Origin of the sequence: Streptomyces anulatus, from assembly GCF_000721175.1 — a bacterium.
In the GTDB taxonomy this organism is placed as follows: Bacteria; Actinomycetota; Actinomycetes; order Streptomycetales; family Streptomycetaceae; genus Streptomyces; species Streptomyces anulatus_C.
Window position 1 is genome coordinate 83,940 of the sequence record NZ_JOEZ01000018.1, and the last position, 26,990, is coordinate 110,929.

At 70.8% G+C, this 26,990-nt stretch carries 23 protein-coding genes, 1 tRNA gene and 2 pseudogenes; 7 read left to right on the forward strand and 19 right to left on the reverse strand.

The features are described 5' to 3' along the window. Nucleotides 1-65: 65 nt before the first annotated feature. A complete protein-coding gene (locus IG90_RS0122445; protein ID WP_030587349.1) occupies nt 66-608 on the forward strand; it encodes a flavodoxin domain-containing protein in 543 nt (180 codons plus the stop codon). Between the two features lie 476 nt (nt 609-1,084). Here IG90_RS0122445 and IG90_RS0122450 read toward each other — a convergent pair whose 3' ends face one another. From IG90_RS0122450 to IG90_RS42255, 4 genes are all read right to left on the reverse strand, one after another. Further along, on the reverse strand, nt 1,085-1,543 hold the full coding sequence (locus tag IG90_RS0122450; protein WP_030587351.1) for a CBS domain-containing protein: 459 nt from the start codon (nt 1,541-1,543) through the stop codon (nt 1,085-1,087). An 11-nt stretch (nt 1,544-1,554) separates the two neighbouring features. Continuing rightward, nucleotides 1,555-1,749 (reverse strand): hypothetical protein, encoded by a 195-nt coding sequence (locus IG90_RS39610; RefSeq protein ID WP_033894553.1) that lies wholly within the window; start codon nt 1,747-1,749, stop codon nt 1,555-1,557. A 100-nt stretch (nt 1,750-1,849) separates the two neighbouring features. Continuing rightward, the gene (locus IG90_RS0122460) at nt 1,850-3,322 is read right to left on the reverse strand and encodes a bifunctional aminoglycoside phosphotransferase/ATP-binding protein (protein ID WP_030587353.1); all 1,473 of its coding nucleotides are present in this window, start codon (nt 3,320-3,322) and stop codon (nt 1,850-1,852) included. A 103-nt stretch (nt 3,323-3,425) separates the two neighbouring features. Next, nucleotides 3,426-3,974 (reverse strand): universal stress protein, encoded by a 549-nt coding sequence (locus IG90_RS42255; protein ID WP_324604308.1) that lies wholly within the window; start codon nt 3,972-3,974, stop codon nt 3,426-3,428. 238 nt (nt 3,975-4,212) lie between these two features. Between IG90_RS42255 and IG90_RS42260 the strand changes: the two are divergent. Next, nucleotides 4,213-4,437 (forward strand): annotated as a pseudogene (locus tag IG90_RS42260) (hypothetical protein); the annotation flags it as partial. 187 nt (nt 4,438-4,624) lie between these two features. Here IG90_RS42260 and IG90_RS0122470 read toward each other — a convergent pair. After that, a complete protein-coding gene (locus IG90_RS0122470; protein ID WP_030587356.1) occupies nt 4,625-5,191 on the reverse strand; it encodes a YciI family protein in 567 nt (188 codons plus the stop codon). 195 nt (nt 5,192-5,386) lie between these two features. Here IG90_RS0122470 and IG90_RS0122475 point away from each other — a divergent pair, with 195 nt between their 5' ends. Further along, complete coding sequence (locus IG90_RS0122475; RefSeq protein ID WP_030587357.1) at nt 5,387-7,453, forward strand: phosphocholine-specific phospholipase C; 2,067 nt, start codon at nt 5,387-5,389, stop codon at nt 7,451-7,453. Between the two features lie 93 nt (nt 7,454-7,546). Here the strand turns inward: IG90_RS0122475 and IG90_RS0122480 are convergent, their stop codons facing one another. After that, nucleotides 7,547-8,431: a DUF2510 domain-containing protein gene (locus IG90_RS0122480; RefSeq protein ID WP_078585407.1), complete on the reverse strand. Its 885-nt coding sequence runs from the start codon at nt 8,429-8,431 to the stop codon at nt 7,547-7,549. 199 nt (nt 8,432-8,630) lie between these two features. Then, nucleotides 8,631-8,864 (reverse strand): annotated as a pseudogene (locus tag IG90_RS42265) (DUF2264 domain-containing protein); the annotation flags it as partial. Between the two features lie 174 nt (nt 8,865-9,038). Here IG90_RS42265 and IG90_RS0122490 point away from each other — a divergent pair. Next, nucleotides 9,039-9,788 (forward strand): sulfite exporter TauE/SafE family protein, encoded by a 750-nt coding sequence (locus IG90_RS0122490; RefSeq protein ID WP_030587363.1) that lies wholly within the window; start codon nt 9,039-9,041, stop codon nt 9,786-9,788. A 28-nt stretch (nt 9,789-9,816) separates the two neighbouring features. On the opposite strand, the gene IG90_RS0122495 is transcribed toward IG90_RS0122490, so the two are convergent. Then, nucleotides 9,817-10,230 (reverse strand): hypothetical protein, encoded by a 414-nt coding sequence (locus IG90_RS0122495; RefSeq protein ID WP_030587365.1) that lies wholly within the window; start codon nt 10,228-10,230, stop codon nt 9,817-9,819. Between the two features lie 121 nt (nt 10,231-10,351). Beyond that, nucleotides 10,352-10,831, reverse strand: a complete 480-nt coding sequence (locus IG90_RS0122500) for a DUF309 domain-containing protein (RefSeq protein ID WP_030587367.1) — start codon at nt 10,829-10,831, stop codon at nt 10,352-10,354. A gap of 110 nt (nt 10,832-10,941) precedes the next feature. Between IG90_RS0122500 and IG90_RS0122505 the strand changes: the two genes are divergently transcribed. From IG90_RS0122505 to IG90_RS45255, 3 genes are all read left to right on the forward strand, one after another. After that, nucleotides 10,942-13,596 (forward strand): ATP-binding protein, encoded by a 2,655-nt coding sequence (locus IG90_RS0122505; protein ID WP_030587369.1) that lies wholly within the window; start codon nt 10,942-10,944, stop codon nt 13,594-13,596. Nucleotides 13,597-13,646: 50 nt separating this feature from the next. Then, nucleotides 13,647-13,720 (forward strand) — tRNA-Pro (locus IG90_RS0122510). 969 nt (nt 13,721-14,689) lie between these two features. Further along, complete coding sequence (locus tag IG90_RS45255; RefSeq protein ID WP_051860195.1) at nt 14,690-15,247, forward strand: hypothetical protein; 558 nt, start codon at nt 14,690-14,692, stop codon at nt 15,245-15,247. Nucleotides 15,248-15,309: 62 nt separating this feature from the next. On the opposite strand, the gene IG90_RS0122520 is transcribed toward IG90_RS45255, so the two are convergent. From IG90_RS0122520 to IG90_RS46700, 10 genes are all read right to left on the reverse strand, one after another. Beyond that, a complete protein-coding gene (locus IG90_RS0122520; RefSeq protein WP_030587374.1) occupies nt 15,310-16,749 on the reverse strand; it encodes an amino acid permease in 1,440 nt (479 codons plus the stop codon). 50 nt (nt 16,750-16,799) lie between these two features. Further along, nucleotides 16,800-18,578, reverse strand: a complete 1,779-nt coding sequence (locus IG90_RS0122525; RefSeq protein WP_030587377.1) for an LVIVD repeat-containing protein — start codon at nt 18,576-18,578, stop codon at nt 16,800-16,802. 71 nt (nt 18,579-18,649) lie between these two features. After that, nucleotides 18,650-19,885 carry a kynureninase gene (gene kynU / locus IG90_RS0122530; protein WP_030587380.1) on the reverse strand — a complete coding sequence of 412 codons (1,236 nt, stop codon included), beginning with the start codon at nt 19,883-19,885 and terminating at the stop codon, nt 18,650-18,652. After that, nucleotides 19,879-20,943: a 4-hydroxy-2-oxovalerate aldolase gene (gene dmpG / locus IG90_RS0122535; protein ID WP_030587383.1), complete on the reverse strand. Its 1,065-nt coding sequence runs from the start codon at nt 20,941-20,943 to the stop codon at nt 19,879-19,881. Before dmpG ends, kynU begins: the two co-directional genes overlap by 7 nt. Next, entirely contained in the window at nt 20,940-21,854 is a 915-nt protein-coding gene (locus tag IG90_RS0122540; RefSeq protein WP_030587386.1) for an acetaldehyde dehydrogenase (acetylating), read from the reverse strand. The genes dmpG and IG90_RS0122540 overlap by 4 nt, the downstream gene beginning before the upstream one ends. Beyond that, nucleotides 21,851-22,873: an amidohydrolase family protein gene (locus tag IG90_RS0122545; protein WP_030587389.1), complete on the reverse strand. Its 1,023-nt coding sequence runs from the start codon at nt 22,871-22,873 to the stop codon at nt 21,851-21,853. Before IG90_RS0122545 ends, IG90_RS0122540 begins: the two co-directional genes overlap by 4 nt. Next, the gene (locus IG90_RS0122550) at nt 22,870-23,442 is read right to left on the reverse strand and encodes a 3-hydroxyanthranilate 3,4-dioxygenase (RefSeq protein WP_030587393.1); all 573 of its coding nucleotides are present in this window, start codon (nt 23,440-23,442) and stop codon (nt 22,870-22,872) included. The genes IG90_RS0122545 and IG90_RS0122550 overlap by 4 nt, the downstream gene beginning before the upstream one ends. Beyond that, entirely contained in the window at nt 23,439-23,876 is a 438-nt protein-coding gene (locus tag IG90_RS0122555; protein ID WP_030587396.1) for a RidA family protein, read from the reverse strand. The genes IG90_RS0122550 and IG90_RS0122555 overlap by 4 nt, the downstream gene beginning before the upstream one ends. After that, nucleotides 23,873-24,646: a 2-keto-4-pentenoate hydratase gene (locus IG90_RS0122560; RefSeq protein WP_030587399.1), complete on the reverse strand. Its 774-nt coding sequence runs from the start codon at nt 24,644-24,646 to the stop codon at nt 23,873-23,875. The genes IG90_RS0122555 and IG90_RS0122560 overlap by 4 nt, the downstream gene beginning before the upstream one ends. After that, nucleotides 24,643-26,910 carry an aldehyde dehydrogenase family protein gene (locus tag IG90_RS46700; RefSeq protein WP_280922315.1) on the reverse strand — a complete coding sequence of 756 codons (2,268 nt, stop codon included), beginning with the start codon at nt 26,908-26,910 and terminating at the stop codon, nt 24,643-24,645. Before IG90_RS46700 ends, IG90_RS0122560 begins: the two co-directional genes overlap by 4 nt. Between the last annotated feature and the right edge of the window lie 80 nt (nt 26,911-26,990).

Genomic DNA, 26,990 nt, shown 5'->3' on the forward strand with positions numbered 1-26,990 from the left:
GGGTGGAAGTCCAGGCGATGAACACCATCCCTGCCCCGAGCCGAACCGGACACGGAGGAAGCGCCATGGTTTCCGTGCGGATCCTGTACGCCTCCGAGCATCACTCCACGCAGGAGATCGCCTCGCGGATCGGCAGTCGGCTGAGAACCCACGGTCACCGTGTCGAGGTGCGGGCGCTTGACTCGGACCCTGGGAGGCCGTGGCTCCATCAGGCTGACGCCCTCGTGCTGGGGAGTGCTGTTCATGACGGGGCTTGGCTGCCCTCTGCGGAAGCCGCCGTCCGTGCCAGGACCGAGCGGTTGCGTGAACAGCCGGTGTGGATGTTCAGTGTCGGCATGTCCGCCGCTCTGCCCAAACCGTTGCGCCTACTGGCCGACCGTGCGGTGCAGCCGCGTATCGCCGCCCTCGTCGACGTCGTCCGCCCCCGGGAGCATCGGCGGTTCTCGGGCGTGATCCGGCGCGAACACCTGGACCGCAGGGGGGCCGTGCTCTTTCGTCTGCTCGGCTGTCGATACGGAGACCACCGGGACTGGGCGGCGGTCGAGGCTTGGGCGGACGACATCGCCGGGCAGCTCAAGGAGCTGCCCGGCCACGGGCCCGTACAGTGACGCCCTTCCACGGCCGTTCCCCGCGGAGGGCAGGCTGCCCTGCACGGCGTCCCGGCCCCTCGCGAGGACGCCGCCTACTCCCAGGACAAGGTACGGGCCGTATCGAGCGTTCGCCCTGGCCTGCCGATCGCCCGAAGAGGCGGCCGACGGACTGGAGACGCTGGACTACGGCTTCGAGCTGCTCTCCGACGCCGGATCGGGCGAAGGGCAGCGACTTGTGCCGCTCGGAACCCGCTGCGGGATACCGGATGGCGTAGGCGCATCCGCGGTCCGACCTGATCGGAAGCCGTCCGGTCGTATCGGGCCGGCAGCCGCAGCCCGGTCCATGGGGGCGAGGAACCGATCGTGGAAGAGACGCAGCAGGTCCTGGCACGGACGGTAGGCGCGGTGATGCGCCCCGCCGTGCGGGGGCACGGGGCTTGCCCGCCTGGTACCGCTCGGGGGCGTCAAGGGATGAGCAGCCGGGCGTCCCGCTGTCATGCCCCGCGTGAGCGGGGGTCCGCAGAGGGCGGCCCGGGTGGTTTTTCCAGGATGCTCCAGGCGACCGGGCCGAGGAGGTCGGCCAACCGCTGGAAGACGTCGATGAGCATGTCGTCCACGGTCAGGACGCCCACGACCCGGTGACCGTCCAGGACGGGGAGGCGACGGAACCCGGACCTGCGGAGGGTCCGGTAGGCCACGTGGATGTCATCGGTGACGTCCACCGTGATCACGGGCGAGGTCATCACCGAATCGATCGTCTCGTCCGCGTCGAGACCCCTGGCGAGAGCGCCCAGCGCGAGGTCGCGGTCGGTGACGATGCCACGAAGGGCGTCGTCCTCGGTGACCATCACGGAACCGACCCCGTACTCGGCCATCTCCCGGGCGACTCGTCCCAGCGGTGTCCCCGTGGGCACGGACACCACCGGACGGCTCATCGCTTCGGAGATCTTCATCAGCCTGGTTCCTACAGTCCCTGGGACAGGAGCAGCTCGTGTGCCAGCCGGGCGCCGCGAGCCGCCTGCTTCTCCCTGTCGGTGTCCTTTGAGGGGATGTCCTCCAGTCCTTCGATCAGCGCTCTCACAGCCTGCGCCAGGACCTGCACCTGAGCCTCCAGGATGCGCAGCCTCTCATGCTCGTTCGGGGCGATGTTCTCGGTCATCACGCGTCCTTCTCGTGGGGGAACGGGGGAGCGGGCTCTCCCGTTCGATGGGGTGAGTCGTGCTGTGGGACGGTCGCGTCGGTGTCTTTCGAAACACGCCCTAACCCGGCTCCATGTAGGGGCGGCGGAAGACGAGGGGTCCGGTGTCGTGCGGGCGTACGGCTGTCAGCGCTTGGGAGACCGCGGCCTCCAGTGGACCGCTGGTGTCGACCGAGACGGCCTCTGTCCATGGCGGCTCCCGCTCTGCCATGGCGAGCGCCACGTCGAGGTCGGCGTCGGAGGGTCCGGCGGTGCGGCTTTCCAGGCGGGCCGCCGTCATCCCGTCCGGGACTCGGCAGTGCAGGGCCACGAGGTCGGCGCTGGTTCGTTCGGCCATATGCCGGGCGGCTTCGCGCTGCCCGGCGTTCGACCAGGTGGCGTCGAGGACGACGGACTCGCCGCGGGACAGCAGGGTGGCTGCGCGTTCCAGCAGGGCCGCGTAGGTCCTGGCGGTCCACTCGGGCGTGTACAGGCCCTCGCCGTAAGGGGCCGAAGCGGGCCGGTCCGCCGGGAGGCCGGCGAGTTCTTTGCGCAGACGGTCGCTGCTGAGCAGTGTGACGCCCAGGCGGTCGGCCAACGCACCGGAGAGGGTGGACTTTCCGCTGCCGGGGAGTCCTCCCACGAGGGTCAGGCCGACGGCGGAGGCCCGCAGGTGACGCAGGGCTGTGCTGATCAGCCGCCGTGCGGCGAGGCCCGCGTCGGGCGCACCCTGGACGGCTTGGATCAGGGAGACCTTGGCACGGACGAAGGCACGGTAGGCGACGTAGTGATGCCGCAGCGAGGGCGGTGCGGGATCGCCGGAGTACTCGCTGTACCGGGCGAGGAAGAATGCCGCCAGATCCGGGGCGTCGAGCTGCTCCAGGTCCATGGCGAGGAATGCGGCGTCGTCGAGACCGTCGACGAAGCGCAGATGGTCGTCGAACTCCAGGCAGTCCAGGACACGGGGCCCGTCGTCGAGGCAGAAGATGTCCTCGGCGAGCAGGTCGCCGTGGCCGTCGACGATCCGGCCCTGCTCGATGCGCGTCTCGAACAACTGCTCACGTCCGGCGAGATAGCGGCGGACCAGCTGCTCGATCTCCTCCACGCCCTCGGCGACATCGCCGTCCTCGGCCAGCGCACGGACCTGCGCGAAGCTCGCCTCCCAGCGCGACGACAGAGCGTCCCGCGTCCCCTGGGCGTCCACGTCCGGGGTGCGGGGCGCGCTCGCGTGACGGGTGGCGAGCAGCCGGGCGACCGACCGCAGGGCGTCGTCGACAGCCGCGCCTTCCCGTACGAGCCGAGACAGGCGGCGCTGCGCCGGCATGCGGCGCATCACCACGAGAGGTTCGTGGGCCTCGGTCTGCGGAACGTGGATCTCGCCCACACCCACGTACACGTCGGGGGCGAAACGACGGTTGAGAGCGACTTCCCGCTCGCATGCGGCCCGCCGTGCCTCCAGGGTCGTGTAGTCCAGGAACGTCATGTCGACCGGCTTCTTGACCTTGTAGGCGCGGTCGCCGAAGAAGAACACGACCGCGGTATGGGTCTCGCACACCCCCGCCCGCGAGAACGGGTGGAGGCCAGGGGTGACCCCCGTCCGGAGCACGGACGCCTCGTCGTGATGTACCGAGGTGATCGGCTCCCCGGGGTAGGCCGGCTCAGTCATGGGGGACGACGGCGACAGGGCGGCGCGCGTGGTGCACGGCGGCATGGGCTACGGGGCCGAGGCGGGGCGCGAGGGCGGGAAGGCGCTTGCGGCGGCCGACGACAGGCAGTTCGGCCCCCTCGGCGGCGCGCACGACAGCCTCTGCAGGGCTGTCGAGGCGGATGGTGTCGGCCGGCTCCACTCCGGGGACCTTCCCGCGCCAAGGGCGAAGGAACTGCCCCAGCTGCTGCGGCGCATCCTCCGTGATCTCCTTGGTGACGCTGTGATCCACGCCCCAGGGAGTGCGCGCATGGATCGGCAGGCTTCGGCCATGGACGACCTGGAGGGGCACGCCGCGCGCTGCGGGGGTCTCGAAGGCGAAGGCGAGCAGGCCGTCGCAGGGGCCGTGCGGTTTCAGCGCCACCACGACGCCCCGGGGCGCGGGGGACCGGCCTCCTTCGCGTCCCTTCGGACGGACCAGAACAACGGACCGCGCGGCCCGTGCCACGACGGCCATGCTTTCGGGTGAGCCGTCGAGGCCGACCGTGACGACTGGCTCCATGGCTGTTGTCTCCGTCTCGTACGACGCCGGTAGGACGGACGGGGATGTCGGCACAAGACGGCCGAAGCTCCCGTTCCTCATCTCCGAGGAGTACCGCAGATCGTCCTGCCTCGCATGCGGGCGGCGTTGCCACCCGGCTCGGAGGCACGGTGGGCCCGATCCCTGCGCCGCCCGAGCCGCGGGCGAGCGGGAACAGTCGCAGCGAGCAGTCGGGTGCTGGGACCGCGCGTCCCGGCAACGCGAGTACCCGGACGAGACCGCCGGCCTCTTCGGTCCCGTTGCTGTGCTGCCTTCCGTGGCGTGCGTGGGTGCCTTCGACTCCGCGCCGCTCGACCCGGCGATGGACCGTTCCGCCCTCGTCGTCGCCTGGTTCCAGCCGGCACCGGAGATACCGGCGGGTGAGTGCGCTGATCTCGCGCTGCGCGGCATTCGTTGGGAGGAACTGGCCCAGGACCACGAGCTGTGGCGACGTGCGCTGATCGCAGCCATCCGTTGTGGGTGTGAGGAGGGCAGAGGCCTCGTGGCGAACCGGGGGGCTTGCCGTACGGGTGGCAGCAGCCCCGGCCGCACGTGAGGTGAGCTCGGTCTGGCTCACGCGCTCGTTGCCGTGAGACGGGGCCACCCCTGGGGTGGCCCCCTGCCATGGGCCCTCAGCTACGACCACCACGCTGCCAGCGCTGGGACGTGAGCGACACCGGCCCGCCGGCGAGCCGGTCCGCCAACGGCTGGACCAGGCTCAGCGCCTCGTCCGGGAGCGCTCGCACGGCCGCGACCAATCCCGTCGTGCGGTCCTGGTCGTCGTCGACCAGGGCGGCCACGAAGCTCGGCCGGCCGTCCGCTTCCGCGGCCGACAGCCACTGCTCGGTGTCGTCCGGCGTGCGGGTCTGCGGGGACCACCGGGCGGTCACGAGCGTGTACAGGACGTCCGCCGCCGGTTCGCGGCGCAGCAGTACCACCACCGGCGCGGCCAGGTACTCCCGGTAGAGACCGGCCCTCCAGAAGGGTTCCTCGGTCGCGAACCGCTCGGCGGCGGCTCGGTCGGCCAGGTCGACGACATGGACGCTGCCCGTGTGTTCCTCCCCGTCGTCGGACACGGTGGGGCCGCGGAGTACCAGCCCGTCGGCGAACCGGTCCATGTAGGACCAGTGCTCCTCGGAGAGTTCGGCCAGCTGGTCCGCGATATCCGGTTTGTCCTGTGCGTGAACGTAGAACGGCATGCCGAAACGGTACCGGGGGCTCCTCACAGCATGTGGGTACTACGGTGGACGGGCGGAGCCCGGCGCCACGTGCGGCGCACGCGTCCGGCGTACGGCCGACGTTAACCGATCGGTCACGGCCTCTTCCGTTCTGTTCGGTTCTCTTGGAACATCCTGTTCGCTTCTGTTCCCCACACTCCAAGAGGCCCCTCACTCATGGCTGATATGAATCGGCGCCGCTTTTTCCGGATAGCCGGGGCGACGGCGGGATTCGCCGCGCTGTCGGGCAGCATCGACCGCGCCGCCGCCATCCCCGCCCACCGCGCTTCCGGGACGATCCAGGATGTCGAGCACATCGTCGTCCTGATGCAGGAGAACCGTTCCTTCGACCACTATTTCGGGGCGTTGAAAGGCGTACGGGGGTTCGGGGACCCGCGCCCCGTGACGCTGCCGAGCGGGAAGTCCGTCTGGCACCAGGCCGATGCGGCGGGCAAGGAGACCCTGCCCTTCCACCCGACCGCCGACGACCTGGGCATGCAGTTCCTCCAGGGCCTCAACCACGACTGGGCGGGCGGCCACCAGGCGTACAACGGCGGGCGCTACGACCGTTGGATACCGGCCAAGACGCCTACGACGATGGCCCATCTGACCCGGGACGACATTCCCTTCCACTACGCGCTCGCCGACCGCTTCACCGTGTGCGACGCCTACCACTGCTCGTTCATCGGGGCGACCGACCCCAACCGCTACTACCTCTGGTCGGGGCACACCGGCAACGACGGCACCGGCGGCGGGCCCGTCCTCGGCAACGAGGAGCGTGGCTACGGCTGGACGACGTACCCCGAGCGGCTGGAGGAGGCCGGGGTCTCCTGGAAGATCTACCAGGACATCGGCGACGGTCTGGACGGCCCCGGCGGCTGGGGCTGGATCGACGACGCCTACCGGGGCAACTACGGCGACAACTCGCTGCTCTACTTCGACAAGTACCGCGACGCCCGGCCCGGGGACCCGTTGTACGACAAGGCGCGCACCGGCACGAACGTGGCCGGAGGCGACGACTACTTCGACGGCATCGCCGCCGACGTCCGGGACGGAAAGCTGCCGCAGATCTCCTGGGTCGCCGCACCGGAGGCCTTCACCGAGCACTCCAACTTCCCCTCCAACTACGGCGCCTGGTACATCGCGCGGCTGCTCGACGCGCTGACGTCCGACCCCGAGGTGTGGAGCCGGACCGCCCTGTTCATCACCTACGACGAGAACGACGGCTTCTTCGACCACGTCGTACCGCCCTACCCGCCGGCCTCCGCCGACCGGGGCCTGTCCACGGCCGACACCTCGACCGAGGTGTACGCGGGCGGCGCCGCGTACGGCCCCGGCGTCTACGGACTCGGGCCGCGCGTCCCGATGCTGGTCGTCTCGCCCTGGAGCACCGGCGGATACGTGTGTTCCGAGACCTTCGACCACACCTCGGTGCTCCGGTTCATGGAGCGGCGCTTCGGTGTGCGCGAGCCGAACATCTCGCCGTGGCGGCGCGCGGTCTGCGGTGACCTGACCTCCGCCTTCGACTTCGCCCGCACCGAGCCCGCCCCGGACGACCTGCCCGACACCGCCGCCTACGAGCCGCCGGACCGCGAGCGGCACCCCGACTACCGGCCCACCCCGCCCGCCGTCGGATCCCTGCCGAAGCAGGAGCCGGGCAGCCGACCCGCCCGCCCGCTCCCGTACGCCCCGTACGTCGACGGCGCCGTCGACGCGGACACCGGGAAGATGACGCTGACCTTCAGCCCGGGGACGGCGGCCGGCGCGCAGTTCTACGTCACCTCCGGGAACCGGACCGACGCCCCGTGGACGTACACCGCCGAGGCGGGCAGGACGGTGGCGGACGCCTGGAACTCCGCCTACTCCGGCGGCACCCACGACCTCACCGTCCATGGACCCAACGGCTTCCTGCGTACGTTCAGGAGCCCGGGTTCCACCGCCGGTCCCGAGGTCACCGCCCGCCACAACGAGGGGAGCGGCAACCTCGACCTGACCCTCACCAACCCCGGTGACACCGAGGTCCGCCTCACCCTCGCCAACGCCGACGCCTACGGGGGCGCGGAGCAGACGGTCACCGTCCGGCCCGGCGCCACGGTGTCGCGCACCATGGACCTGAGGGCGGGGAAACGCTGGTACGACGTGTCCGCCACGGCCGAAGGCGATCCGGTCTACCTGCGCCGCTTCGCCGGTCATGTCGAGACCGGGGCCGCCGGGGTCAGCGATCCGGCAACGGCCACCGGCTGACGACGAACAAGGCCTCAACGGCGAAACGGCGGGCCCGGACCGGATCGCGGGAGTCGGTCCGGGCCCACCGTTCGCCTGCGCCGGGCGGGCCGTTCAGACGGCTCCGCCGGTGCCTCCTCCGGCACCGGAAGCGGTCTTGATCCCGCGGGTGATCTCGTCCAGGACGGACAGCTTCGGCGCGTCCTTGTTGATGTCGAACCCGGACCGGACCACGACGAGCATGTCCTTGGATGCGGGGGAGGGGAACACCAGCGATTCCACGTAGCCGTCGTCGCCCTTCTCCGTCACCACCTTCCAACGCACGACGTAACCCTTGCCGCCCGCCACCGTGACGGCCTCGGACTTCAGCTCCTCGTGCGAGGTGACCTTTCCGTAGCTCTTTCCGCCGTAGGACTCCTCGGCGTTGACGGCGATGTCCTTCTTGGCCGCCTCCTCCGGTGTCCCCGCGGTGAGCTTCATGGCGGCCGCCGGGGCCGAGAACACTCCGCCGCGCACGCAGGTCTCGGCGGTGTCGCCGGGGCAGGCGTGCTCACCAGTCGTCAGGCCGGCGCCGACCGCCCCGGACGTTCCCTTCCACCCCTTGGGCACCGGGAGGCTGATCCCGGCGGCCAGGTCCGTGGCGAAGCCCGGCTCGGTCGGCGGGAGCTGCTGTCCGGGCCCCTGTCCCTCGCCGCCCGTCCCGCCGTCCTTCTCCTCCCCGTCCGGTGCGCCCGGCAGATCGGGGGCGGCGGACGGGGAGGAGGCCGCGGTGTCCGGCCGGCCGTCGCCGTCCTCGCCCAGCAGATACACGCCGCCCCCGATGGCGGCGAGCACCACCGCGCCGACCGTCACGCCGACGCCGACGCGGATCCCGCGTCGCCGCGCCGCGCCGGGCGACGCGCGTACATGGCCGGTCCACTGCACTCCGTCCCACCAGCGTTCCTGAGCGGGGCCTTTGCCTGAGTGCCCGGGGTCTGGATGCCAGCCGGGCGGGGTCATCTGGGTCACGAGGGCACCCTATGCGGACCGGGTGAGAATCACATGAACTGCGAGCACGCTCACCTGGGGCCCGCGCACCCACGGGTCAGGGTTCGATCGGCCCGGGCGCGGATCTCGTAGCGGGTGAGCTCCAGGCGGTCGGCCGTCAGGGGGCCTCCCGCTGCCCGTGAACCATGGTCACCGCCGTCACCGCCGCACTTCCGAACGTGATCCGTGTCCGCGTCCCGTCCTGCGCCCAGCGAACCTCGACCGCCGAGTGCGACGGGGGACCGGGCAGGTCGAGCCGGGCTCCGCCCGGCGTGGCCCACTTCCAGGCGGCGTCCAGCATCCCGTCGGCTGCCGCCTCCCAGTGCGCGCGGGTGTATCCGGTGTACGGGCTCGACGCGCGGTCTTCCGGGGGCAGTCCGAAGAGGCCGGCAGCGGAGGTGGTCATCCGGGAATCCTGATCGACTGATCAAAGAGGGTCAATGGAACGATCAGAAGCGGGGGTGATCGATCAAACGCTCATGGGGAGGGGGCGGGAAGGTGAGGACCTCGGGCCGCCGGCCGGAAGACCGTTGCGCTTACCGTCGGCCGGAGAACCGTTGCGCTTACCATCTTTCCCGACATGGACACCATCAGCCTCTGGCAACTGGCCGCACTCGCGGCGGCATCCACCCTCGTCGGCTTCTCCAAGACGGCCGTCAGTGGTGCCAACACGATCAGCCTCGCGGTCTTCGCGGCCGTTCTCCCGGCCCGTGAATCGACCGGAGTGCTGCTCCCGATCCTCATCGTCGGCGATCTCCTCGCCGTACTCGTCTACCGCCGTCACGCCCACTGGCCCACCCTGCTCCGGCTGTTCCCCGCCGTCGCCGTGGGCGTCGTGGCGGGCACCCTGTTCATGCTGTGGGCCGACGACGCGGCGGTCCGCACCTCCATCGGCGTGATCCTGCTGTCCATGACGGGCGTCACCCTGTGGCGTCGCCGGATCGCGGAGAAGGAGACCGAGACCGAGGACGGCACCGGCCGGACCGCCGCGCGTGGTTACGGCGTTCTCGGCGGGTTCACCACGATGGTCGCCAACGCCGGCGGCCCGGTGATGTCGCTCTATCTGCTTTCGGCCGGCTTTCGCAAGCTCGGCTTCCTCGGCACCTCGGCCTGGTTCTTCCTGATCGTGAACGTGTCCAAGGTGCCGTTCAGTGTCGGCCTCGGCCTGATCGACGCCCGCTCCCTGCTGCTCGACGCCTGTCTGCTGCTTTTCGTCCTGCCCGGCGCCTACCTGGGCCGGGCCTGCGTCGACCGGATCAACCAGAAGGTCTTCGACCGGATCGTCATCGGTGCGACCGTGGTCGGCGGACTCCAACTGCTGCTGATCTGAGCCCGCCCGGCCGCCGGGCCCGTCCGCTTCAGGGGAGCAGCAGCCAGTCCGCTCCCACGGCGGCCAGCAGCCCCGCTCCCAGCAGCCAGCTGGCCAGCCGGGTGCGGCCGTTCCTGCTCAGCTCGATCACCACGCCGCACAGGATGAGCGCGAGTCCGTACACGCCGACGACGAGCACCGACGAGCGGCTCGCGATGCGCAGTCCGAGCACGACGGCCGTCGCCGCCATGCCCACCGAGGAGAGGACGATCCGCAGCCGCCGGGCCTGGCGCGGAGTGAGTCTCTTCCCGTCCTGACCTGCCGGGGCGTCGGTCCCGTCCGCCTCCGTCCCCGCGTCGGCGCCGGCTATCGGGGTGTCGGCGTCCTGGTCCTGGTCGGAGTGCTCGTCGTTCTGCCCGCCCTCGCGCTGGATTTGGTGCTGGTCCTGGTCAGAAGTGCTCATGGAGCCGGATCGTAGTAGCCGCGCGGACCCCCGGCCCCCGGACCCCGGCCTTCCGCACCCGTCCCCGGACCTTCCGCCCACAGCCCCGCCCGCGGACCCCTCGCCGGCGCCGCTCTTCGGGCTACCCCCGCAGGCGCGGCGCCTCGGCCGCCGCGTCCACGGTCGGGCCCGACTCCACCCGGACCGCCAACTCCCGGGCCCAGTCGCACAGTCCGCTGACCGCGATCCCGTGCGGCCCGGACCCGGCGAACGGGACGAGCGCCCCCGCGCCCCGGCGCAGCAGCCGAGCTCCGCCCCCGATGTTGCCCCGAGCGGAATGGGTCAGCCCCACCGCGAGCTGAGCCAGTCCCCGCCAGAGCTCACGTTCGTCCTCCGGCCCCGATTTCCAGGCGTCCTCGAAGACCTCGTGTGCGTGGAACGGCATCCCCGAGTCCAGCAGCCGCTGCGCCTCCCGGAGCGTCTCCTCGGGCGGGCGGACGACCCCCTCGGGCTGTCGTTCGACGCCGGGTGTGCCGTACGGCAGGGGGCGCCCCAGCCCGTCACGGGGGCGCGCGTTACGCGCCCGGCCCTCGGCATCACGGTCTCTGCGCGTCTGGTTCACCACTCGATTGTGCCTCGCACCTGCGGGGAATCATGCGAACCCTGTCGGCGAGCACACGCGCACGACTAGGCTCGACCGTCGAGAAGACTGCCTCTGTGGGAAGGGTGGGCATGAAGCCGTCCCGGCCGTTGTACGAGCGTGAACCGGAACTCGCCGCCGCTGCCGAGGCGGTGGACTCCCTGTGTGGTGCGCAGGCCGTCGGCGGGCTCCTGGTCTTCAGCGGAGAGGCGGGGATCGGCAAGACCGCGCTGCTCGCCGAGATCCAGGTGATGGCCGCCGACCGGTGCACCGTCTGGTCGGCCCGGGGAGGCGAGACCGTCACCTCCGTACCGTTCCATGTCGTACGGCAGTTGCTGCAACCCGCCCTCGACCAGTTCCCGCCCGACGAGACCCGGGCCCTGTTCGGCGACTGGTACGAGACCACCGCGCCGGCCCTGGGACTCGCCGAGCCGAGCGGACCGCGGCCCGACCCGCAGGGTGTGCGTGACGGGCTGGACTTCGTCGTCGGCCGGCTCGCCTCCCGGCTCAGCCACCGGCCGTTGCTGCTCATCGTGGACGACGCCCACTGGGCGGACGGCGAATCCCTCGCCTGGCTGGCCTCGTTCACCGCCCGCCTCGGTGAGCTGCCGCTCCTGGTGGTGCAGGCGCACCGACCGCAGGAGATGGCCGAACGCGACACCAACTACATCGCCGACCGCGAGGCCGAGCGCGGCTTCGGCAGCCAGGGCAGGGTGAACCGGGTCGCCCTGCGGGCCCTGACCCCGGACGCCACCGCCGTGCTCGTCCGCGCGAGCCTCGGCGATCACGCCGACGACCCGTTCTGCCGTGAGGTGTGGGCCGTCACCGGAGGCAATCCGTACGAGGCGGTCGAGCTGGTCGCCAAGGTCCAGGACCGCGAACTGCCGCCGGTCGAGGAATCCGCGGGCGAACTGCGCGAGCTCGGCGCGTCCGCCAGGGGCAGCGGGCTGGTCGCCCGGCTGGAGCGGCTCGGCACGAACGCCAACCGGTTCGCATGGGCCGCCGCGGTCCTCGGCACCGACATCTCCCAGGAACTGGCCGCCACGCTCGCCGGGATGAGCTCGGCGGAGGCCGCCGACTGCACGGCCCGGCTGCGCGACGCCCGTATCGTCAGCGGCTTCGACCCGCTGGAGTTCGTCCACCCGCTGATCGCGACAGCGGTCTACCGCTCGATCCCGCCGGCCACCCGCACCGCCATGCACGGGCGCGCCGCCTGGGCGATCACCCGGGCCGGACTCGGCGCCGCCGCAGCCTCCCGGCACCTGCTGGAGGTCCACCCGGACGACGACCAGGAACTGGTCGCGCAGCTGCGGGAAGCCGCCGGCCAGCACCTCGCCGTCGGTGCGCCGGAAGCGGCCCGGCGCTGCCTGGAACGGGCGCTGGAGGAGCCGCCGCGCCCCAAGGACCGGGCCGCCCTGCTGTACGAGCTGGGCTGCGCGACGCTGCTGAGCTCCCCGCCCACCACGGTCCAGCACCTGCGCGCCGCCCTGGACATGCCGGGGCTCGACGGCGGGCTGCGGGTCGACGCCACCTTCCGGCTCGCGGCCGCGCTCGCCCACAACAACCAGCTCAAGGACGCGGCGCTCTCGCTGGCAGCCGAGGCCGCGCGCACGGCACCCGGCCCCGGGCTGATGCGCCTGCAGGCCGCGCACTTCATGTGGGAGGGCATGCAGGCCGCCGAGGACGACGGACCGACCCGCTCCCGGCGGCTCACCCGCAACGCCGACCACCTCAAGGGCCGCGACAACGCGGAGCGGGCGCTGCTCACGCTCCGGGCCTTCGACGCCATGCTGCGCGGTGAGAACGCCCAGCTCATCGTCGACCTCTGCGAACGCGCCCTGATAGACGGCAGCCCCGCCCGGGGGCTGGGCTGGACCGACTCCGAGTGGGGCTTCGAACTCCCCACCATGGTCGGCATCACCTACACCTTCGTCGACCAGCTGGACCGTGCCGAGAGCCTCTTCGGCGAAGCGGTCCGGGCCTTCGAGATCTCCGGCTGGAGCGGGGCCCACCTGGCGTTCGCCCACACCCTGCTCGGCATGGTCCACCGCCGTCGCGGCCGCCTCGCCGAGGCCGAGGGCTTCCTGCGCGAAGGACTCCGCCTCGCCGACCGTGTCGGCTCCGGACTGCCCGTCCACTGGGACGCGGCCTGCCTGCTCATCGACACCCTGCTGGCCCGGGGCCGTACCGACGAGGCCCGCCGCATCGCCGACCGCTACGACTTCGGCCCGCCCTACCCCAGCGCCATGGTGCTGCCGGACGGACCGTGCGTGCGCGGCCGCCTGCTGCTGGCGGAGGGCCGCAAGGAGGACGCGATCGCCGAGCTGGAAGCGGCGGGCGCCGCTCTGGAGCAGCGCGAACGCTTCAACGGCATCTGGGCTCCCTGGGCCGCCGACCTGGCGCGGGCCCTGGCCGAGGACGACCCGGCCCGCGCGGCCCATCTCGCCGCCCGGAACCGGGTGCACGCCGAACGGCTCGGCACGCCCACCGCCCTGGGCGAGGCCCTGCGCTGCGTCGCCCTCTTCGCACCTCCGGAGCGGTCCGCGCAACTGCTCGCCGAGGCCGTGGGACACCTGGAGAAGTCCTCGTCCGCCTACGAGCACGCGCTCGCCCGGGTCGACTACGGCATCGCGATCGGCTCGCACCGGGAACTGGCCCGCGCCCAGAAGCAGGCGATGGCCTGCGGAGCCGAGGGGCTGGCCGCCCGCGCCCAACAAGCACGGGCGTCGATACGGTCCTCGGAGTGAGGTAATGTTTGTCCTGCGCGGCCACCCGGGACAACCGGGAGGAAACGCGGCGGGACGTGGCGCAGCTTGGTAGCGCACTTGACTGGGGGTCAAGGGGTCGCAGGTTCAAATCCTGTCGTCCCGACTGGAGACAGTCGCAGGTCAGGGCCGGTTTCGGAGCAATCCGAAACCGGCCCTTGATCATTTTTGGGGACCAGTTGGGGACCAGCTGGAGGTCCGGCGTCCTTGACCGGGTCAGCGGGTCAGCGGGTCATGACGATGGGGCTCGGCAGCGAGCGCGGTGCGCGCAGCACGTTGAAGTGGGCCGAGAGCGCCCGGTGAGTCCCTGATGGAACTGATCCGCAGTGGTGCTCAGGGCAAACGCTGGACAACAATCGTCTGCGGAAGCGCCGGTTTGGCTAACCGGCGATGTTCGGCTATGTTGCTCTCATTTTCGACGCGGTGAGCATCACGTACTGAGCCGATTATTGTTTCTCGATGACCCATCATGTGGAGTGCGTTGCGATCCTCGAGCCGGTCGCAAAGGCGGTCTGACCTGCAGGTTTGAATGGTGTGCGTTATGTGCACTAGTTCCAGCAGGTTCTTCGTCCTCTGGTGGTACACGCCTCGCAATGGCCCCTGACCAGCGGAAACGGCCACGATTCGGCCAAGCTGCAGGCGGCTGGTCCGCGTATGGCCCGGATCTTGGTCGGCACGGAGTGAACCCCTGACCGTCGGCCCGTGGCGGCGGCGAGCTGGCACACAAACGAGGGGCGTGCTGACAGGGCTCCACGGAGCGTGCCTCGACGTGACACGCTGGACTGCCGACCGCCGATATAAGTTCACTGGCCAGGAGCGCCGACCTCGTGATCGTCGTACTCGGCGACCGGGCCGGTCTCTTCGGGCGCGGGACGAGCGGGGAGGGCTGCGACGCGGAGAACCTAGCCCGTGCGGCGCCTCATCGGGTACGTACGCCTCGATCTGGATCCGGGGCGGGCGGCCATGGTGCGGATGACGGTCCCGGCGGACCTCGCGTCCTTCTTCGGGGCATGCGCTACCGAACCGCAGACGCTGGCAGCCGGCGCCTGGTTCCAGGCGTTCGAGTTGACCATCGATGGCGCAGGTTGTCCTGCGCATCGGTGCCCATGGCGCTGACTTCGCCAAGGATGAAGTGGTTGCCCGTACCGCCGAGACCGGTCTGCCCGTGCCACCCGTGCTGACCCGGGGCGCGATAGGCTCTTGGCGCTATGCGGTCTCGCCACGCGCGCACGGGACCGCGTTCGACGACCTGTCGGCCGCCGATGCGGAGCTGACGCTGCCGAGCCTGCTGACCACGCTCGACACCATTGGCAGAATCGACCTCGCCGGCCGAGCTGAGCAGCAGGACGAGCGGTCGCACTTCCTCGACACGCTGGCGGAGTACCAGTGGGCGCGCGACGCAGCCGGGCTGATGCCGTCCACGATCGACCAGCTGGTCAAGCCGGTGCTGGAGATCTACGAGCACTATGACCTCGTGCCGTGGCAGCTCTCTCCGACGATGCTGGACCGCTACTTCGCGAGACCGGGGAAGGCCACTTCCCGGGCTCTCCGCGTGGGCTCCATCTGGCTGCGTTATCGGCCCGGACGTCCTGCGGGGCGCCGCCGGGGAACAGCGACGCCCTGCGAGGTGTGAGACGTGAACCGTGCAGCTGTCGAGGGTTGGATGAGTAGGGGTAGTGCCCCTTGGGCGGGCCTCTACTTCTGCCGTGTCCGGCGCAAGGTGAGCAGGCCGTGGCAAGCGAAGAGCACCGCGGTGAAGGCAAGGCCGATACCGGCGGCCTGGCGCATGTCGGGGACCTCCACCGCCGTGGCGGCGACGGTCAGCACCCCGACCACGGCCACGACCGCCAGCTTCCCACCGCCCGGAACGCTGAATCCGGTGAACTCCTCGGGGTTCGCCTTGCGATGGCGTCGGAAGGCGATGTACGAGGCGACGATCAGCAGCCACACCAGTAGGACGGCGAAGATGGCGATCGACATCATGATGTTGAAAAGGCCGCTGACGTCGTAGAAGGCCAGCAAGGCGGCGACGGCGATACCCAGGGACGAGACGGCCAGGGCGATCGCGGGGACGCCGCGCTTGCTCAGCTTGGCCGTCGGCGCCGGGGCCAGGCCGTCGTCTCCGAGCGAGTGCAGCAGCCGGGATGCGCCGTACAGGTGGGCGTTGGCGGCCGACATGGCCGCGATGAGCACGACCGCGTTGGTGAGGGTCGCCGCGGCCGGCACGCCGACCTCGGAGAAGACCCGCACGAAGGGGCTCGTCTCGACGCTCCCGTCACCCTCCGCTAGCTTGCGCCACGGGATCAGCGCGAGGACCAGGGTGATGGCGAGAAGGTAGAAGAAGCTCAGCCGCCAGGCCAGCTGGCGCATCGCGGTACGGATGGTGCGCTGCGGGTCGACCGCTTCCGCGGAGGCGATGGCGACGACCTCGAACCCGGCGTACGCGAACATCACCACGGACATGGCCAGCCAGATGGATTCCAGGCCGTGCGGCATGAAGCCACCGTCGTCGGAGAGGTTGGCGAAGCCGGAAGCCTCCGTGTCAGGCAGACCGAAGAAGACCAGCAGTGCGGCGCAGAGGATGAACACGCAGAGCGCGACCACCTTGATGCTGGAGAGCCAGAACTCCGTGGTGCCGAAGGACTTCACACTGATGATGTTGACCGCGAGGACGATCGCGGCGATCACCAGGATCGCCGCCGACATCGGCACCTCGGGCCACCACCAGCGGATGTAGAGCGCGGAAGCGACGACCTCCGTCCCGATGACGACGACGGCGCTGAACCAGTACAGGTACCGGCTGAGGAACCCGGCCCACGGGCCGAGGTAGCGGTGCGCGATGGTGCCGAAGGAACCCTGGACCGGGTGGGCGGCGGACATCTCGCCGAGCAGGACGGCGATGATGGCGACCAGGACCGCGCCGATCGCATACGCGACGATCACGGCGGGGCCGGCCACGGATATCGCGGTGCTGGAGCCGAGGAAGAGTCCGGTGCCGAGCGCGGAGCCCAGCCCGATCATGGTGGTCTGCCGGTGGGTGAGGGAGCGGACCAGCCCTTCACCGGCGGGCGACGGTCTGGCGCCGTCGGCTTCGGAGGACGGGGCGAGCGGTGCGGAGTCGCTGGGTGCGGCCATGGCAGTGGGGCCCTTCTGGAAGGTGATGGGGGTGGGAGAGGGGCAGCGACTCAGAACTCGCTGGTGCGGAACGGCTCCGCCGGTGCGTTCAGGTCCGGCTTGCCCAAGACCTTCGGCGAGGACAGTGCGTAGATGCCGTGGTTGGTCAGCGTCCATGCGATGTTGCGGTCCCACTCCACGTACACGCCGTGGGTCTGGTTGCCGTACGCGTAGTCCGCGGTGGAGGGGCCGTACGCCTTCGGGACGAAGTACGCCGATATCTCCGGCGACGCGGGCTTGGAGACGTCGAAGAACTGCACGCCCGCGTTGTAGAAGCCGTAGCTCAGGACACCAGGGGTGTGTCGGCCCGGGTTGGTGTAGTAGCCGGTGCGCTTGGGGCCGAAGCTGCCGCGGCGCTGGCAGTAGTCGTTGATGCCGGCGGCCTTCGGCGGGGTCGGGCGGGGAAGGACGCCAACGACGCGGGGCTTCTTCGGGTCCCGTGCGTCGATCTGGTAGATGTCCTTGTAGGGCTCGTAGCAGTCCTCGGTGAGCGGGTAGCCCGAGTAGTAGATCATTCCGGTCTTGTCGTACTGGGAGACGTCGATGTTGTCACCCTCGGTGCCCGCGACGGAGGCCGGCAGGTCCAGGTGGCTGACGGTCTTCATGTTCGAGGGGTTCGAGACGTCCAGTACCGTCAGGCCGTAGCCGCCCATGGCGGCGAAGGCGTAGCGTCCGCCCTTCTCGACGGGCTTGGGGAGGAAGAGCGGCATCCGGGCGCCCATCCAACTGGTCCGGTTCCCGCAGCGCGGGTTGTTCCGGTACGCGGCCTCCTCGCCGGTGCGCTGGCCCGGCAGGTGCCAGGTGTCGAGGAGCTTCGGGCGGGCCGGGTTGGACATGTCCCAGGACTGGTAGCCCGCCGAGTGCAGATTGGTGGGGTACTCGGTGCCTGAGTAGGTGTCGTTCGGTGCGGTGGCGATGAACATGTACTTCTCGCCGGTCCAGTGCGGCACGTCGATCGAGCCGGAGCCCTGCTGTGCCGTGGCCGGGTCGGTGTTCAGGGGGTCGGCCTGGGTGGAGTCGGTGGAAACCGTCGTCAGCAGCTTCCAGTCCTTCTTGCGGGGGCCGTCCAGGCGGAACACCTTGAAGCCCTTGAGCCCCGGCTTGGCCCGCAGCTTCGCGACGCCCTCCGGATTGTTGTACTTGTCCTTGGGCGGGTGGTCGGAGAGTTCCGAGATCTGGCGTCTGCTCTCGAAGCTCTGGACCATGACGTACGCGTTCAGCTTCTTGTTCCACTGGATGGTGGACGCGCCCCAGTAGTCGTGCGCGGCCCAGTCGCCGTTCGCCCGGGTCTCGTCGCCGCCCACGTCCTTGCGGCTCATCCTCTCGACCACCTGGACCTTCTTGACGTCGGTGATGTCGTAGACGCGGCCGTCGGAGCGGCTGTACTGGAAGAGGTAGCGGCGGCCGTCGAAGTCGACGATGTTCTGCCAAGTGTGGAAGTAGTCGGGGGTGAAGTCGGCTCCCTCGTAGGCAGCTTCGACCTTCATGTTCTTGATGTACGAACGGGTGTCGTACTTCTTGTTGCGGCCGGGGAAGGGGTGTTCGTTCTCCTCGTCGACCGGGGTGAGCGCGGGGTGCCGGAAGCTGCCGTCCAGTTGCATGCCGTACGAGCCGGGGTCGGCCGGCCCGGGGCGGCGGTCCTCGCACGCGTCGAGGATGTCGGGGTCGGTGGCGGGGGTGGCCGTGGCGCTGGTGGTGTCCGCGCCGGAGACACCGGGAGCGAGGAGTGTGGCCGTGGTGGCTGCGGCGACCACTGCGGCGAGAGCGGCTTTTCTGCGGAGGGGACGCATCTGACGGTCCAATCGGAGCAGGAAGGGAGCGGGATGTGCCGTGTGCCCCTGGGGCGGGCGCGCGGGCCGAATCAGGTGACGGTGGGGCGCTGCCGGAATTCGGTGCTGTGGTGGTCGCCGTCGGTCACGACGGCGAGCAGTTCGCGGACGGCGTGCAGGACGTCCGCGTGGGTGACGTAGAGGGCGTTGAATCCGAACCGGAGCAGGTCCGGGGCACGCATGTCGCCGATCACACCGCGAGCGGTGAGCGCGGCCACCAGCGGGTATGCCTCCGAGTGGCGCAGGGCGACCTGGCTGCCGCGGCGGGCCGGGTCGCGCGGGGTGGCCATGGTGAAGCCGAGGCCGTCGAGGAGTTCGTCGGCGCACTCCTGGAAGAACCCGGTCAGGGAGAGGCTCTTCTCCCGTACGGCCGTCATGTCCACCCCGTCGAAGGCCGTCAGCGCGGCTTCGAGGGCGAGGAGTGACAACAGCGGCGGAGTGCTGATCCGGGCCCGGCTGATGTCCGCCCCAGGGGTGTACGTACCTGCCATGGCGAACGGCTCCGCGTGTCCGTGCCAGCCGGTGAGGGGGTGGTCGAAGTCCGGCTGGTGCCGCCGGGCGACATAGGCGAACGCGGGCGCCCCGGGGCCGCCGGAGAGGTACTTGTAGCCGCAGCCGACCGCGAAGTCCGCCCCGATGGCGTCGAGTTCGACGGAGAGGGCGCCCGCCGCGTGGCACAGGTCCCAGTGCATCAGGGCACCGGCGGCGTGCGCGGCGGCGGTGAGCGCGGCCATGTCGTACAGCTCGCCGGTGCGGTAGTCCACCGGGGCGTAGGCGGCCACGGCGACGTTCCCGGCTTCGGCGGCCAGCACCGCGGCGGCCTCGCGGGCCGGTATTCGGCGGACGTCGAGCCCGAGGAGTCGGCCCACCGAGTCGGCGATGTACTGGTCGGTGGGGAAGTGGTCGGGATCGGTCAGCAGCAGTCGGCGTCCGGGGCGCATTCGGGCGGCGGCCAGCAGGGTGTTGAAGAGTTGGACGCTGGTGGAGTCCCCGACGACCGTCTGTCCGGGGGCCGCGCCGATCAGTCGGCCGAGTGCATCGCCGGTCCGGGTCGGCGCCTCCCACCAGCCGTTGCCGTTCCAGGAACGGATCAGGTCGGTGCCCCACTGGCGGTGCACGGCGTCCTCGACGACCGCCGGGACGGCGGCGGGGAGGGCGCCCAGGGAGTTGCCGTCGAGGTAGACGATGCCTTCGGGGAGGAGGAAGCGGGCGCGGACGTGGGCGAGGGGGTCGGCGGCGTCGAGTGCTGTGGCGCGTTCGGTCAGCATGGGGTGTCTCCGTCGTCGTGTGAGGCGGCGCGCCTTGGGGCAGGGGCGGCTTCGCGGTCCCTGGCGAGATCGAGCGCGATGTCCCTGAGCAGGTCCTCCTGTCCGCCGACCAGCCGCCGCCGTCCGGCCTCGACCAGCAGGTCACGGGTGTCGAGCCGGTGGCGGAGGGCCGCGTTCTCGGCGTGCCGCAGGAAGCTGGAGTACACCCCGGCGTACCCGAGGGTGAGGGTCTCCCGGTCGACGCGCACGGGCCGGTCCTGCGTCGGTCGTACGAGTTCTTCGGCGGCGTCCATGAGCGGGAACAGCGCGCAGCCGTGTTCCCAGCCCATGAGGTCGAACACCGCCACCGTCGGCTCCAGAGGCGCGTTGCCGGCGCCGGCGCCCTGCCCGGCGAGGGAGGCGTCGACGCGGTACGCCCCTGCTTCCACCGCCACGATGCTGTTGGCCACGCCCAGGCCGAGGTTGTGGTGGGCGTGGATGCCGATCTCGGTGGCCGGATCGAGTGCGTCGCGGTAGGCGCGGACCCGGTCCCGTACGCCGTCCATGGTCAACCGGCCGCCGGAGTCGGTGACGTAGACGCAGTGTGCGCCGTACGACTCCATGAGGCGGGCCTGTGCGGCCAGTTCGGCGGGCGGGGCCAGGTGGGACATCATCAGGAAGCCCGACACGTCCATGCCCAGTTCGCGGGCCAGGCCGATGTGCTGGGCTGAGATGTCCGCCTCGGTGCAGTGGGTGGCGACGCGGACGGAGGTGACGCCGAGGGAGTGGGCGCGGCGCAGATCGTCGGCGGTACCGATGCCGGGCAGCAGCAGGGTGGTGAGCCTGGCGCGGTCGAGCACGTCGGCCGCGGCTTCCAGCCACTCCGCGTCGGTGTGTGCGCCGGGACCGTAGGTGACGGACGAGCCGGACAGGCCGTCGCCGTGGGCGACTTCGATGGCGTCGACACCGGCTGCTTCGAGGGCGGCGGCGATCGCCCGGACCTGTTCGAGGGTGTAGCGGTGCGACACGGCGTGCATGCCGTCCCGCAGGGTGACGTCCTGGACGTAGACCTTGGTCATCGGGCCCGGCTCCGTTCGGCCAGGCGCTCGGCGGTGCGCAGCGCGGCGGAGGTCATGATGTCGAGGTTCCCGGCGTAGGCCGGGAGGTAGTGGGCGGCGCCCTCGACCTCCAGGTAGACGGAGACGAGGAGCCGCCCGCCGAGGCCGAGTGCCGTCAGCGGATCGTCGGACGCCAGGGCGCGGAACTGCGGCTCCTGCTTGAGCCGGTAGCCGGGCACGTATGCGGCGACGGAGTCGACCATCGCGTGGATGGAGGCGGCCACCTGCTGGGGGTCGCAGTCGTCGACGACGCAGTGGACGGTGTCGCGCATCAACAGCGGTGGTTCGGCGGGGTTGAGCACGATGATCGCCTTGCCACGGGTCGCGCCGCCCACCTGTTCGAGGGCGCGGGAGGTGGTCTCGGTGAACTCGTCGATGTTGGCGCGGGTGCCCGGGCCGGCCGACCGGGAGGAGATCGAGGCGACGATCTCCGCGTAGTGGACCGGTGCCACCGCCGACACGGCGGCGACGACGGGGACGGTGGCCTGGCCGCCGCAGGTGACCATGTTGACGTTGGGTGCGTCGAGGTGCTCGTCGAGGTTGACGGGCGGTACGACGTACGGGCCGATTGCCGCGGGTGTCAGGTCGATGATCGTCTTGCCGTACGGCGCGAGGGCTGCGGCGTTGTGGTGGTGGGCGGCGGCGGACGTGGCGTCGAAGACCACGTCGATCTCGTCGAATCCGTCGAGGGCCAGGAGCCCGGTCACTCCGTCCGCGCTGGTGGGCACGCCGAGGCGGCGGGCCCGTGCGAGCCCTCCCGACTCCGGGTCGATGCCGATCATCGCGGCGGCGGTGACGTTCCCCGATCCTCTGATGATCTTGATGAGGAGATCGGTGCCGATGTTGCCCGATCCGATCACGGCTGCCTTCATCGGACGGCCGCCTTCGCCAGCGGGGCCAAACCGAAGAAGCGGACGGCGTTGCCGCCGAGGACGGCGGTCCTCTCCGCCGGGGAGAGTTCGCTCTCCCGTACGAGCCGGCCGATCTCCTCCTCACCGAGCGGGAAGGGGTGGTCGGAGCCGAGCATCACCTGCTCCACTCCCATCACGTCCACGAGGAGCCGTAGCGCGCCTGGGTCGAAGACGGCCGAGTCCACGGAGAAGCGGTCGGTGTAGGACGAGGGCGGGTGCGGACTGTCGGCGCGTACGAGGTCCCGGCGGCGCCAGGCGTTGTCGGCCCGTCCCAGGAGGTACGGGAAGCTGCCGCCGCCGTGGGCGAACATCAGCCGGAGCGATGCCGGGAGGCGTTCGAAGGCGCCGGAAAGGATCAGCGAGAGGATGGTCAGGTGGGTCTCGCCGGCCATGCCCGCGAGCCAGGCCAGCATGTACCGGGAGAACCTCGGCCCGGACGGCAGGTCCCAGGGGTGGACCAGGACGGCCGCGTCCTCTTCGGCGCAGTGGGCGAGAAACTCGATCAGCGCACCGTGGTCGAGGTCGTGATCACCGAGGTGGTTGCCGATGTGGACGCCGCGGAAGCCCTGTCCCATGGCATCGCTGACCATCGCACAGGCGGCTTCGGTGTCCTGGAGGGGCACCTGGCAGAGCGGGGCCAGCCGGTCCGGGGCGTGCGCGGCGTACCGCAGCAGATGCGCGTTGACCGTCCGGCACCACTCCACGGCGCGCTCGGGTTCGAGGTCGTAGCCGAACAACATGGGCGTACTGGACAGCACCTGGACGTCCACGCCGAGCCGGTCCAGGTCGAAGACGCGTTCCGCCGGGTCCCAAAGGGTACGTCTCACCGGCCGGTACTCGGTGGAACCGGCCATCATCATTCCGGTGCCAGGTCCGTCCGTGGTGCGCAGCCAGGGGCCGTCGTCGGAGCCGGTGAGCAGTCGGGATTCGGCGCGGCCGATCTCCGGGAAGACGTGGGCGTGCACGTCGACGACGGTCACGCTCCTGCCTCCTCGTCGCGGCGGGTGCGTGGACGCAGCCGTTCGGGCCAGTCCCGGCCGGGGTGCACGGCGGCGCAGTGGGGGCAGGTGCGCGCGGCCGTGTCGGCGTAGAAGGCGCCGAACACCGGGGGCAGGTCGTCGACGATCGAGGTGACCTGGAGCTCGCTGCGGTGCACCAAGTGGTGGCACTCCATGCAGTACCACTCGAATGCGTCGCGGTGTCCTTGCGGCCGGGCGAACTCGACGACGAGGCCGATGCTGTCCTCCTCCGGCCGCTGCGGGGAGTGCCGCAGGTGCGCCGGGGCGAGGAACACGTCTCCCTCGCGGATGTGGATGTCGCGCGGCGGTCCGCCGTCTTCCTCCATGACGCGAAGCACCATGTCGCCCTTGAGCTGGTAGAAGAACTCCTCGATGGGGTCGTCGTGGAAGTCGGTGCGCCGGTTGGGGCCGCCCACGACCGTCACCATCAGATCGGCGTCCTGCCAGATCTGGACATTGCCCACCGGCGGCTTGAGCAGGTGCCGGTTCTCCTCGATCCAGGACTGGAGGTTGAACGGTCTCATGGTCATCGGTGCTGTTCCTCGCTCTGGTGGAGGTGGCCGTTCCGGGGGAGGTGGGCCACGCCGCTGATCTCGATCAGGAGGTGGGGATGGGGCAACTGGTGGACGGCGACGGTGGTGCGGGTCGGCCCGTGCTCGTCGAAGTACTCGGCGTAGACCTCGTTGTAGCCTCCGAAGTCGTTCATGCTGACGAGGTACGTGGTGACCGACACCAGGTCGTCGAGGCCGCCTCCGGCCGCGGCGAGCAACGCCGCGATGTTGTCGAGCACGGCCCGGGTCTGGGCCCCGACGTCGAGGTCGGTCACGCCCAGCGGGTCGACGTTCGCGCCGACGAAGGTGCCGTCGGGGCGCCGGGAGCTGGTGCCGGAGACGAAGACGAAGTCGCCCGCGCGCCTCAGATGCGGGAAACGGCCGCGGGGCGGCGCGGCGCCGGGGACGATCATGTGCCCTCCTCGGTGATGGTCGAAGCGGTGGTGGCGGTGAACTGGACGGCACCGAGTCCCGTGACCGAAGCCCGTACATGTGCACCGGGGGGCAGCGGTACGGCGGCGGTCGCTGCGCCGGCGAGGATCACGGTGCCCGGCTCCAGCGAACCGGCGAGCCGGGCTGCCGCTGCGAGGGCGCGCAGCGGATGTCCGAGGATCGCCGCGGTGGAACCGGTCTCCACCGGGCGTCCGTCGAGTTCCAGCAGGACGCCCAGGTTGCCCAGTCCGCTCGGGGCGCCCGGTCCGCTCCAGGGCCCCACGGTGTAGGCCGCGGCCGAAGTGTTGTCGGCGATCACCTCGGGCAGGGAGAACCGGAATCCGTCGTACCGGGAGTCGATGACCTCCAGCGCGGGCGCCACGGCCGCGACGGCCGCCAACGGATCGGCGCCCGGACGCAGGGTGTCCCCCAGGAGGAACGCCACTTCCGGCTCGACCCGCGGATGGATCAGCCCCGAGATGTCGTACTGTCCCCCGTCGGGGATCTCCATCCGATCCGTCAGCCGTCCGTGGATCAGATCTGCAACGCCCATCTGCCGCATCTTGGCGAGGCTGGTGAAGCCGAGCTTGAAGCCGGTGAGCCGTTCGCCGCGGTCCAGCCGGCGCACGATCAGGGCGTCCTGGACTGCGTACGCCTCCGCGGTGTCGGCCAGTCCGGTGGCACCGCCCGGCAGCGGACGCGCGTCCAACGCCGCACGGTCGAGGGACTCGGCCAGAGTCGTGATGCTCATCGGACCGCCCCTTCCGTGTCGACGCGCCCGAAGGCCGCGCGCACCGACCCGAGCCCGTCGATCCGGGCCTCGAACACATCACCGGGCTCGACGGCGGCCATGGGACCGAGCGCGCCGGTGAGTACCGTGTCCCCGGCCCGCAGCGGACTGCCGAGCCGGACGAGCGTGTCCGCCAGCCAGACGGCCGCGTGCAGTGGGTTTCCGAGGCAGGCGACACCCGCACCGGTGGAGACGGGCTCGCCACGGCGCTCCAACACCATGCCGGCGGACCGCATGTCGAGTTCCCGCAGTAGCACGGGTCGCGTGCCCAGCACGTACGCACCGCTGGAGGCGTTGTCGGCGATGGTGTCCACGGCGGAGATGTCCCAGTCGCGGATCCGGCTGCCGACCACCTCGATGGCGGGCAGCACGAAAGCGGTCGCGCGGATCACGTCGGCCACCGTGTGCCGCTCGTGTACGAGGTCACTTCCGAGGACCAGGGCGACCTCGGCCTCTGCCCTGGGCTGGAGCACCGAGCCCCAGGGGATCTCGGCGCCGTCCGGTACGGCGGTGTCGTCGAGGAGGGCGCCGAAGTCCGGTGTGTCGACGCCAAGTTGCCGCTGTACCGCGGCTGAGGTGAGACCGATCTTCCAACCCGTGATGCGCCGGCCGCGGGCGAGGCGTCCTTCGGTCAGGAGGGACTGGACGGCGTAGGCGGCCTCCAGGTCACCGGAGGGCAGGAGGTCGCGGACCGGTGCACACGGAACGCCTGTGCGGTGCGCCTCGTCGAGCCGCTCGGCGGCCCCCGTCACCCGTTCGCGTGGGGTGCCCGCCCTGGTCGCGGTGTCGTCCGTCGTGCTCACAGTTTCACACACATTCATCGGTTCGGAGAAGAAGTCGAGGGAGTGGTCGCCGCCCTCACGGCCGATCCCGGACGCCTTCACACCGCCGAAGGGCGTACGGAGGTCACGCAGGTTCCAGGTGTTGACCCAGGCGGTACCGACATCCAGGGCGGGGGCGACGCGGTGGGCGCGGCTCACGTCACCGGTCCACACCGTGGCGGCCAGTCCGTACGGGCCGGCGTTGGCGAGGGCCAACGCCTCGACCTCGGTGTCGAAGGGCGCGAGGTGTACGACCGGGCCGAAGATCTCGTCCCGTACCGCCGGGTGGTCCTCTGGTAGTCCGGCCAGCACGGTGGGTTCCACCCAGAAGCCGCCGTCCCGCTCGTCCCCGAAGCGGGGTACCCCGCCGCCCGCCAGGACCTCCCCGTCGGCGGCGGCCCTCTCCAGGTGGCCCAGCACCTTGTCCCGGTGGGCGGCGGAGACCATCGGGCCGTAGCCGGAAAGTTCCTTCGCACCTGTGGCGAGCGCGGCGGCGAACGCGTCGAAGACGGGCCGTTGCACGTACAACCGCTCGGTGCACAGACAGACCTGCCCGCTGTGGGTGAAGGCGGAGCGGAGAGTGCCGGCGACCGCCTGCTCAAGATCCGCGTCGGCGAAGACGAGTCCGGCGTTCTTGCCGCCCAGTTCGAAGGAGACCGGCGCCAATCGCTCCGCAGCCGCCCGCATGATCATCGATCCGGTGCGCGACTCGCCCGTGAAGGCGACGGCGTCCACCTCGGGGTGCTCGGTGAGCCACTGGCCGGCCGCGTCCGCGCCCGGGCCGTGCACGAGGTTGAAGACTCCTGGCGGAACCTCCGCCTCGGCCAGCACCTCGGCCAGCAGACAGGCCGTGCCGGGGGTGAGTTCGGACGGCTTGGCCACCACCGTGTTGCCGGTCGCGAGGGCGGGCGCGACCTTCCAGCTGAGCAGGAGCAGCGGCAGGTTCCACGGCGAGATCACCGCGACGACGCCGAGCGGCTTGTGGACGGTGTAGTTCAGCGCGCCGCGGCCGTCCGGGGTGGCGGTGTGCCAGGACCGTTCGCCGCGCCCGGCCAGGAGCCCCGCGTAGGAGCGAAAGTTGGCCACGGCCCGGGGGATGTCGACCGTCGAGGCCAACGCGCGCGGCTTGCCGGTGTCGGCGCACTCGGCCGCGACGAACTCCTCGAAGCGCCGCTCGATCCCGTCGGCGATCCGGTGCAGCAACCGCGACCGCTCGGTCGGGCTCCATACCGCCCACGGCCCGCGCAGCGCCTCCCGGGCCGCACGAACCGCCTGGTCGACCACCTCCCGGGACGCCTGCGGTACCTCGCCGGCAACACGCCCGGTGACCGGGTCGACGAGCGGGAGCGGCACGCCGGACGCGTCGAACCCGCCTCCTACGTAATGCCGTACGGGTGAACTCACGCTGTGGACCTCCGTCATCCAGCCGGGGCGTGTCCGAAAGTCGCCCCCGGGTGTGCCGGTATAGTGCACCCACCCAGCTA

Coding starts and splice junctions, on each gene's coding strand:
- IG90_RS0122445 (WP_030587349.1), top strand. CDS start 66: ATGGTTTCCGTGCGGATCCTGTACGCCTCCGAGCATCACTCCACGCAG.
- IG90_RS0122450 (WP_030587351.1), bottom strand. CDS start 1,543: ATGAAGATCTCCGAAGCGATGAGCCGTCCGGTGGTGTCCGTGCCCACG.
- IG90_RS39610 (WP_033894553.1), bottom strand. CDS start 1,749: ATGACCGAGAACATCGCCCCGAACGAGCATGAGAGGCTGCGCATCCTG.
- IG90_RS42255 (WP_324604308.1), bottom strand. CDS start 3,974: ATGGAGCCAGTCGTCACGGTCGGCCTCGACGGCTCACCCGAAAGCATG.
- IG90_RS0122470 (WP_030587356.1), bottom strand. CDS start 5,191: ATGCCGTTCTACGTTCACGCACAGGACAAACCGGATATCGCGGACCAG.
- IG90_RS0122475 (WP_030587357.1), top strand. CDS start 5,387: ATGGCTGATATGAATCGGCGCCGCTTTTTCCGGATAGCCGGGGCGACG.
- IG90_RS0122480 (WP_078585407.1), bottom strand. CDS start 8,431: ATGACCCCGCCCGGCTGGCATCCAGACCCCGGGCACTCAGGCAAAGGC.
- IG90_RS0122490 (WP_030587363.1), top strand. CDS start 9,039: ATGGACACCATCAGCCTCTGGCAACTGGCCGCACTCGCGGCGGCATCC.
- IG90_RS0122495 (WP_030587365.1), bottom strand. CDS start 10,230: ATGAGCACTTCTGACCAGGACCAGCACCAAATCCAGCGCGAGGGCGGG.
- IG90_RS0122505 (WP_030587369.1), top strand. CDS start 10,942: ATGAAGCCGTCCCGGCCGTTGTACGAGCGTGAACCGGAACTCGCCGCC.
- IG90_RS45255 (WP_051860195.1), top strand. CDS start 14,690: ATGGCGCAGGTTGTCCTGCGCATCGGTGCCCATGGCGCTGACTTCGCC.
- IG90_RS0122520 (WP_030587374.1), bottom strand. CDS start 16,749: ATGGCCGCACCCAGCGACTCCGCACCGCTCGCCCCGTCCTCCGAAGCC.
- IG90_RS0122525 (WP_030587377.1), bottom strand. CDS start 18,578: ATGCGTCCCCTCCGCAGAAAAGCCGCTCTCGCCGCAGTGGTCGCCGCA.
- kynU (WP_030587380.1), bottom strand. CDS start 19,885: ATGCTGACCGAACGCGCCACAGCACTCGACGCCGCCGACCCCCTCGCC.
- dmpG (WP_030587383.1), bottom strand. CDS start 20,943: ATGACCAAGGTCTACGTCCAGGACGTCACCCTGCGGGACGGCATGCAC.
- IG90_RS0122540 (WP_030587386.1), bottom strand. CDS start 21,854: ATGAAGGCAGCCGTGATCGGATCGGGCAACATCGGCACCGATCTCCTC.
- IG90_RS0122550 (WP_030587393.1), bottom strand. CDS start 23,442: ATGACCATGAGACCGTTCAACCTCCAGTCCTGGATCGAGGAGAACCGG.
- IG90_RS0122555 (WP_030587396.1), bottom strand. CDS start 23,876: ATGATCGTCCCCGGCGCCGCGCCGCCCCGCGGCCGTTTCCCGCATCTG.
- IG90_RS0122560 (WP_030587399.1), bottom strand. CDS start 24,646: ATGAGCATCACGACTCTGGCCGAGTCCCTCGACCGTGCGGCGTTGGAC.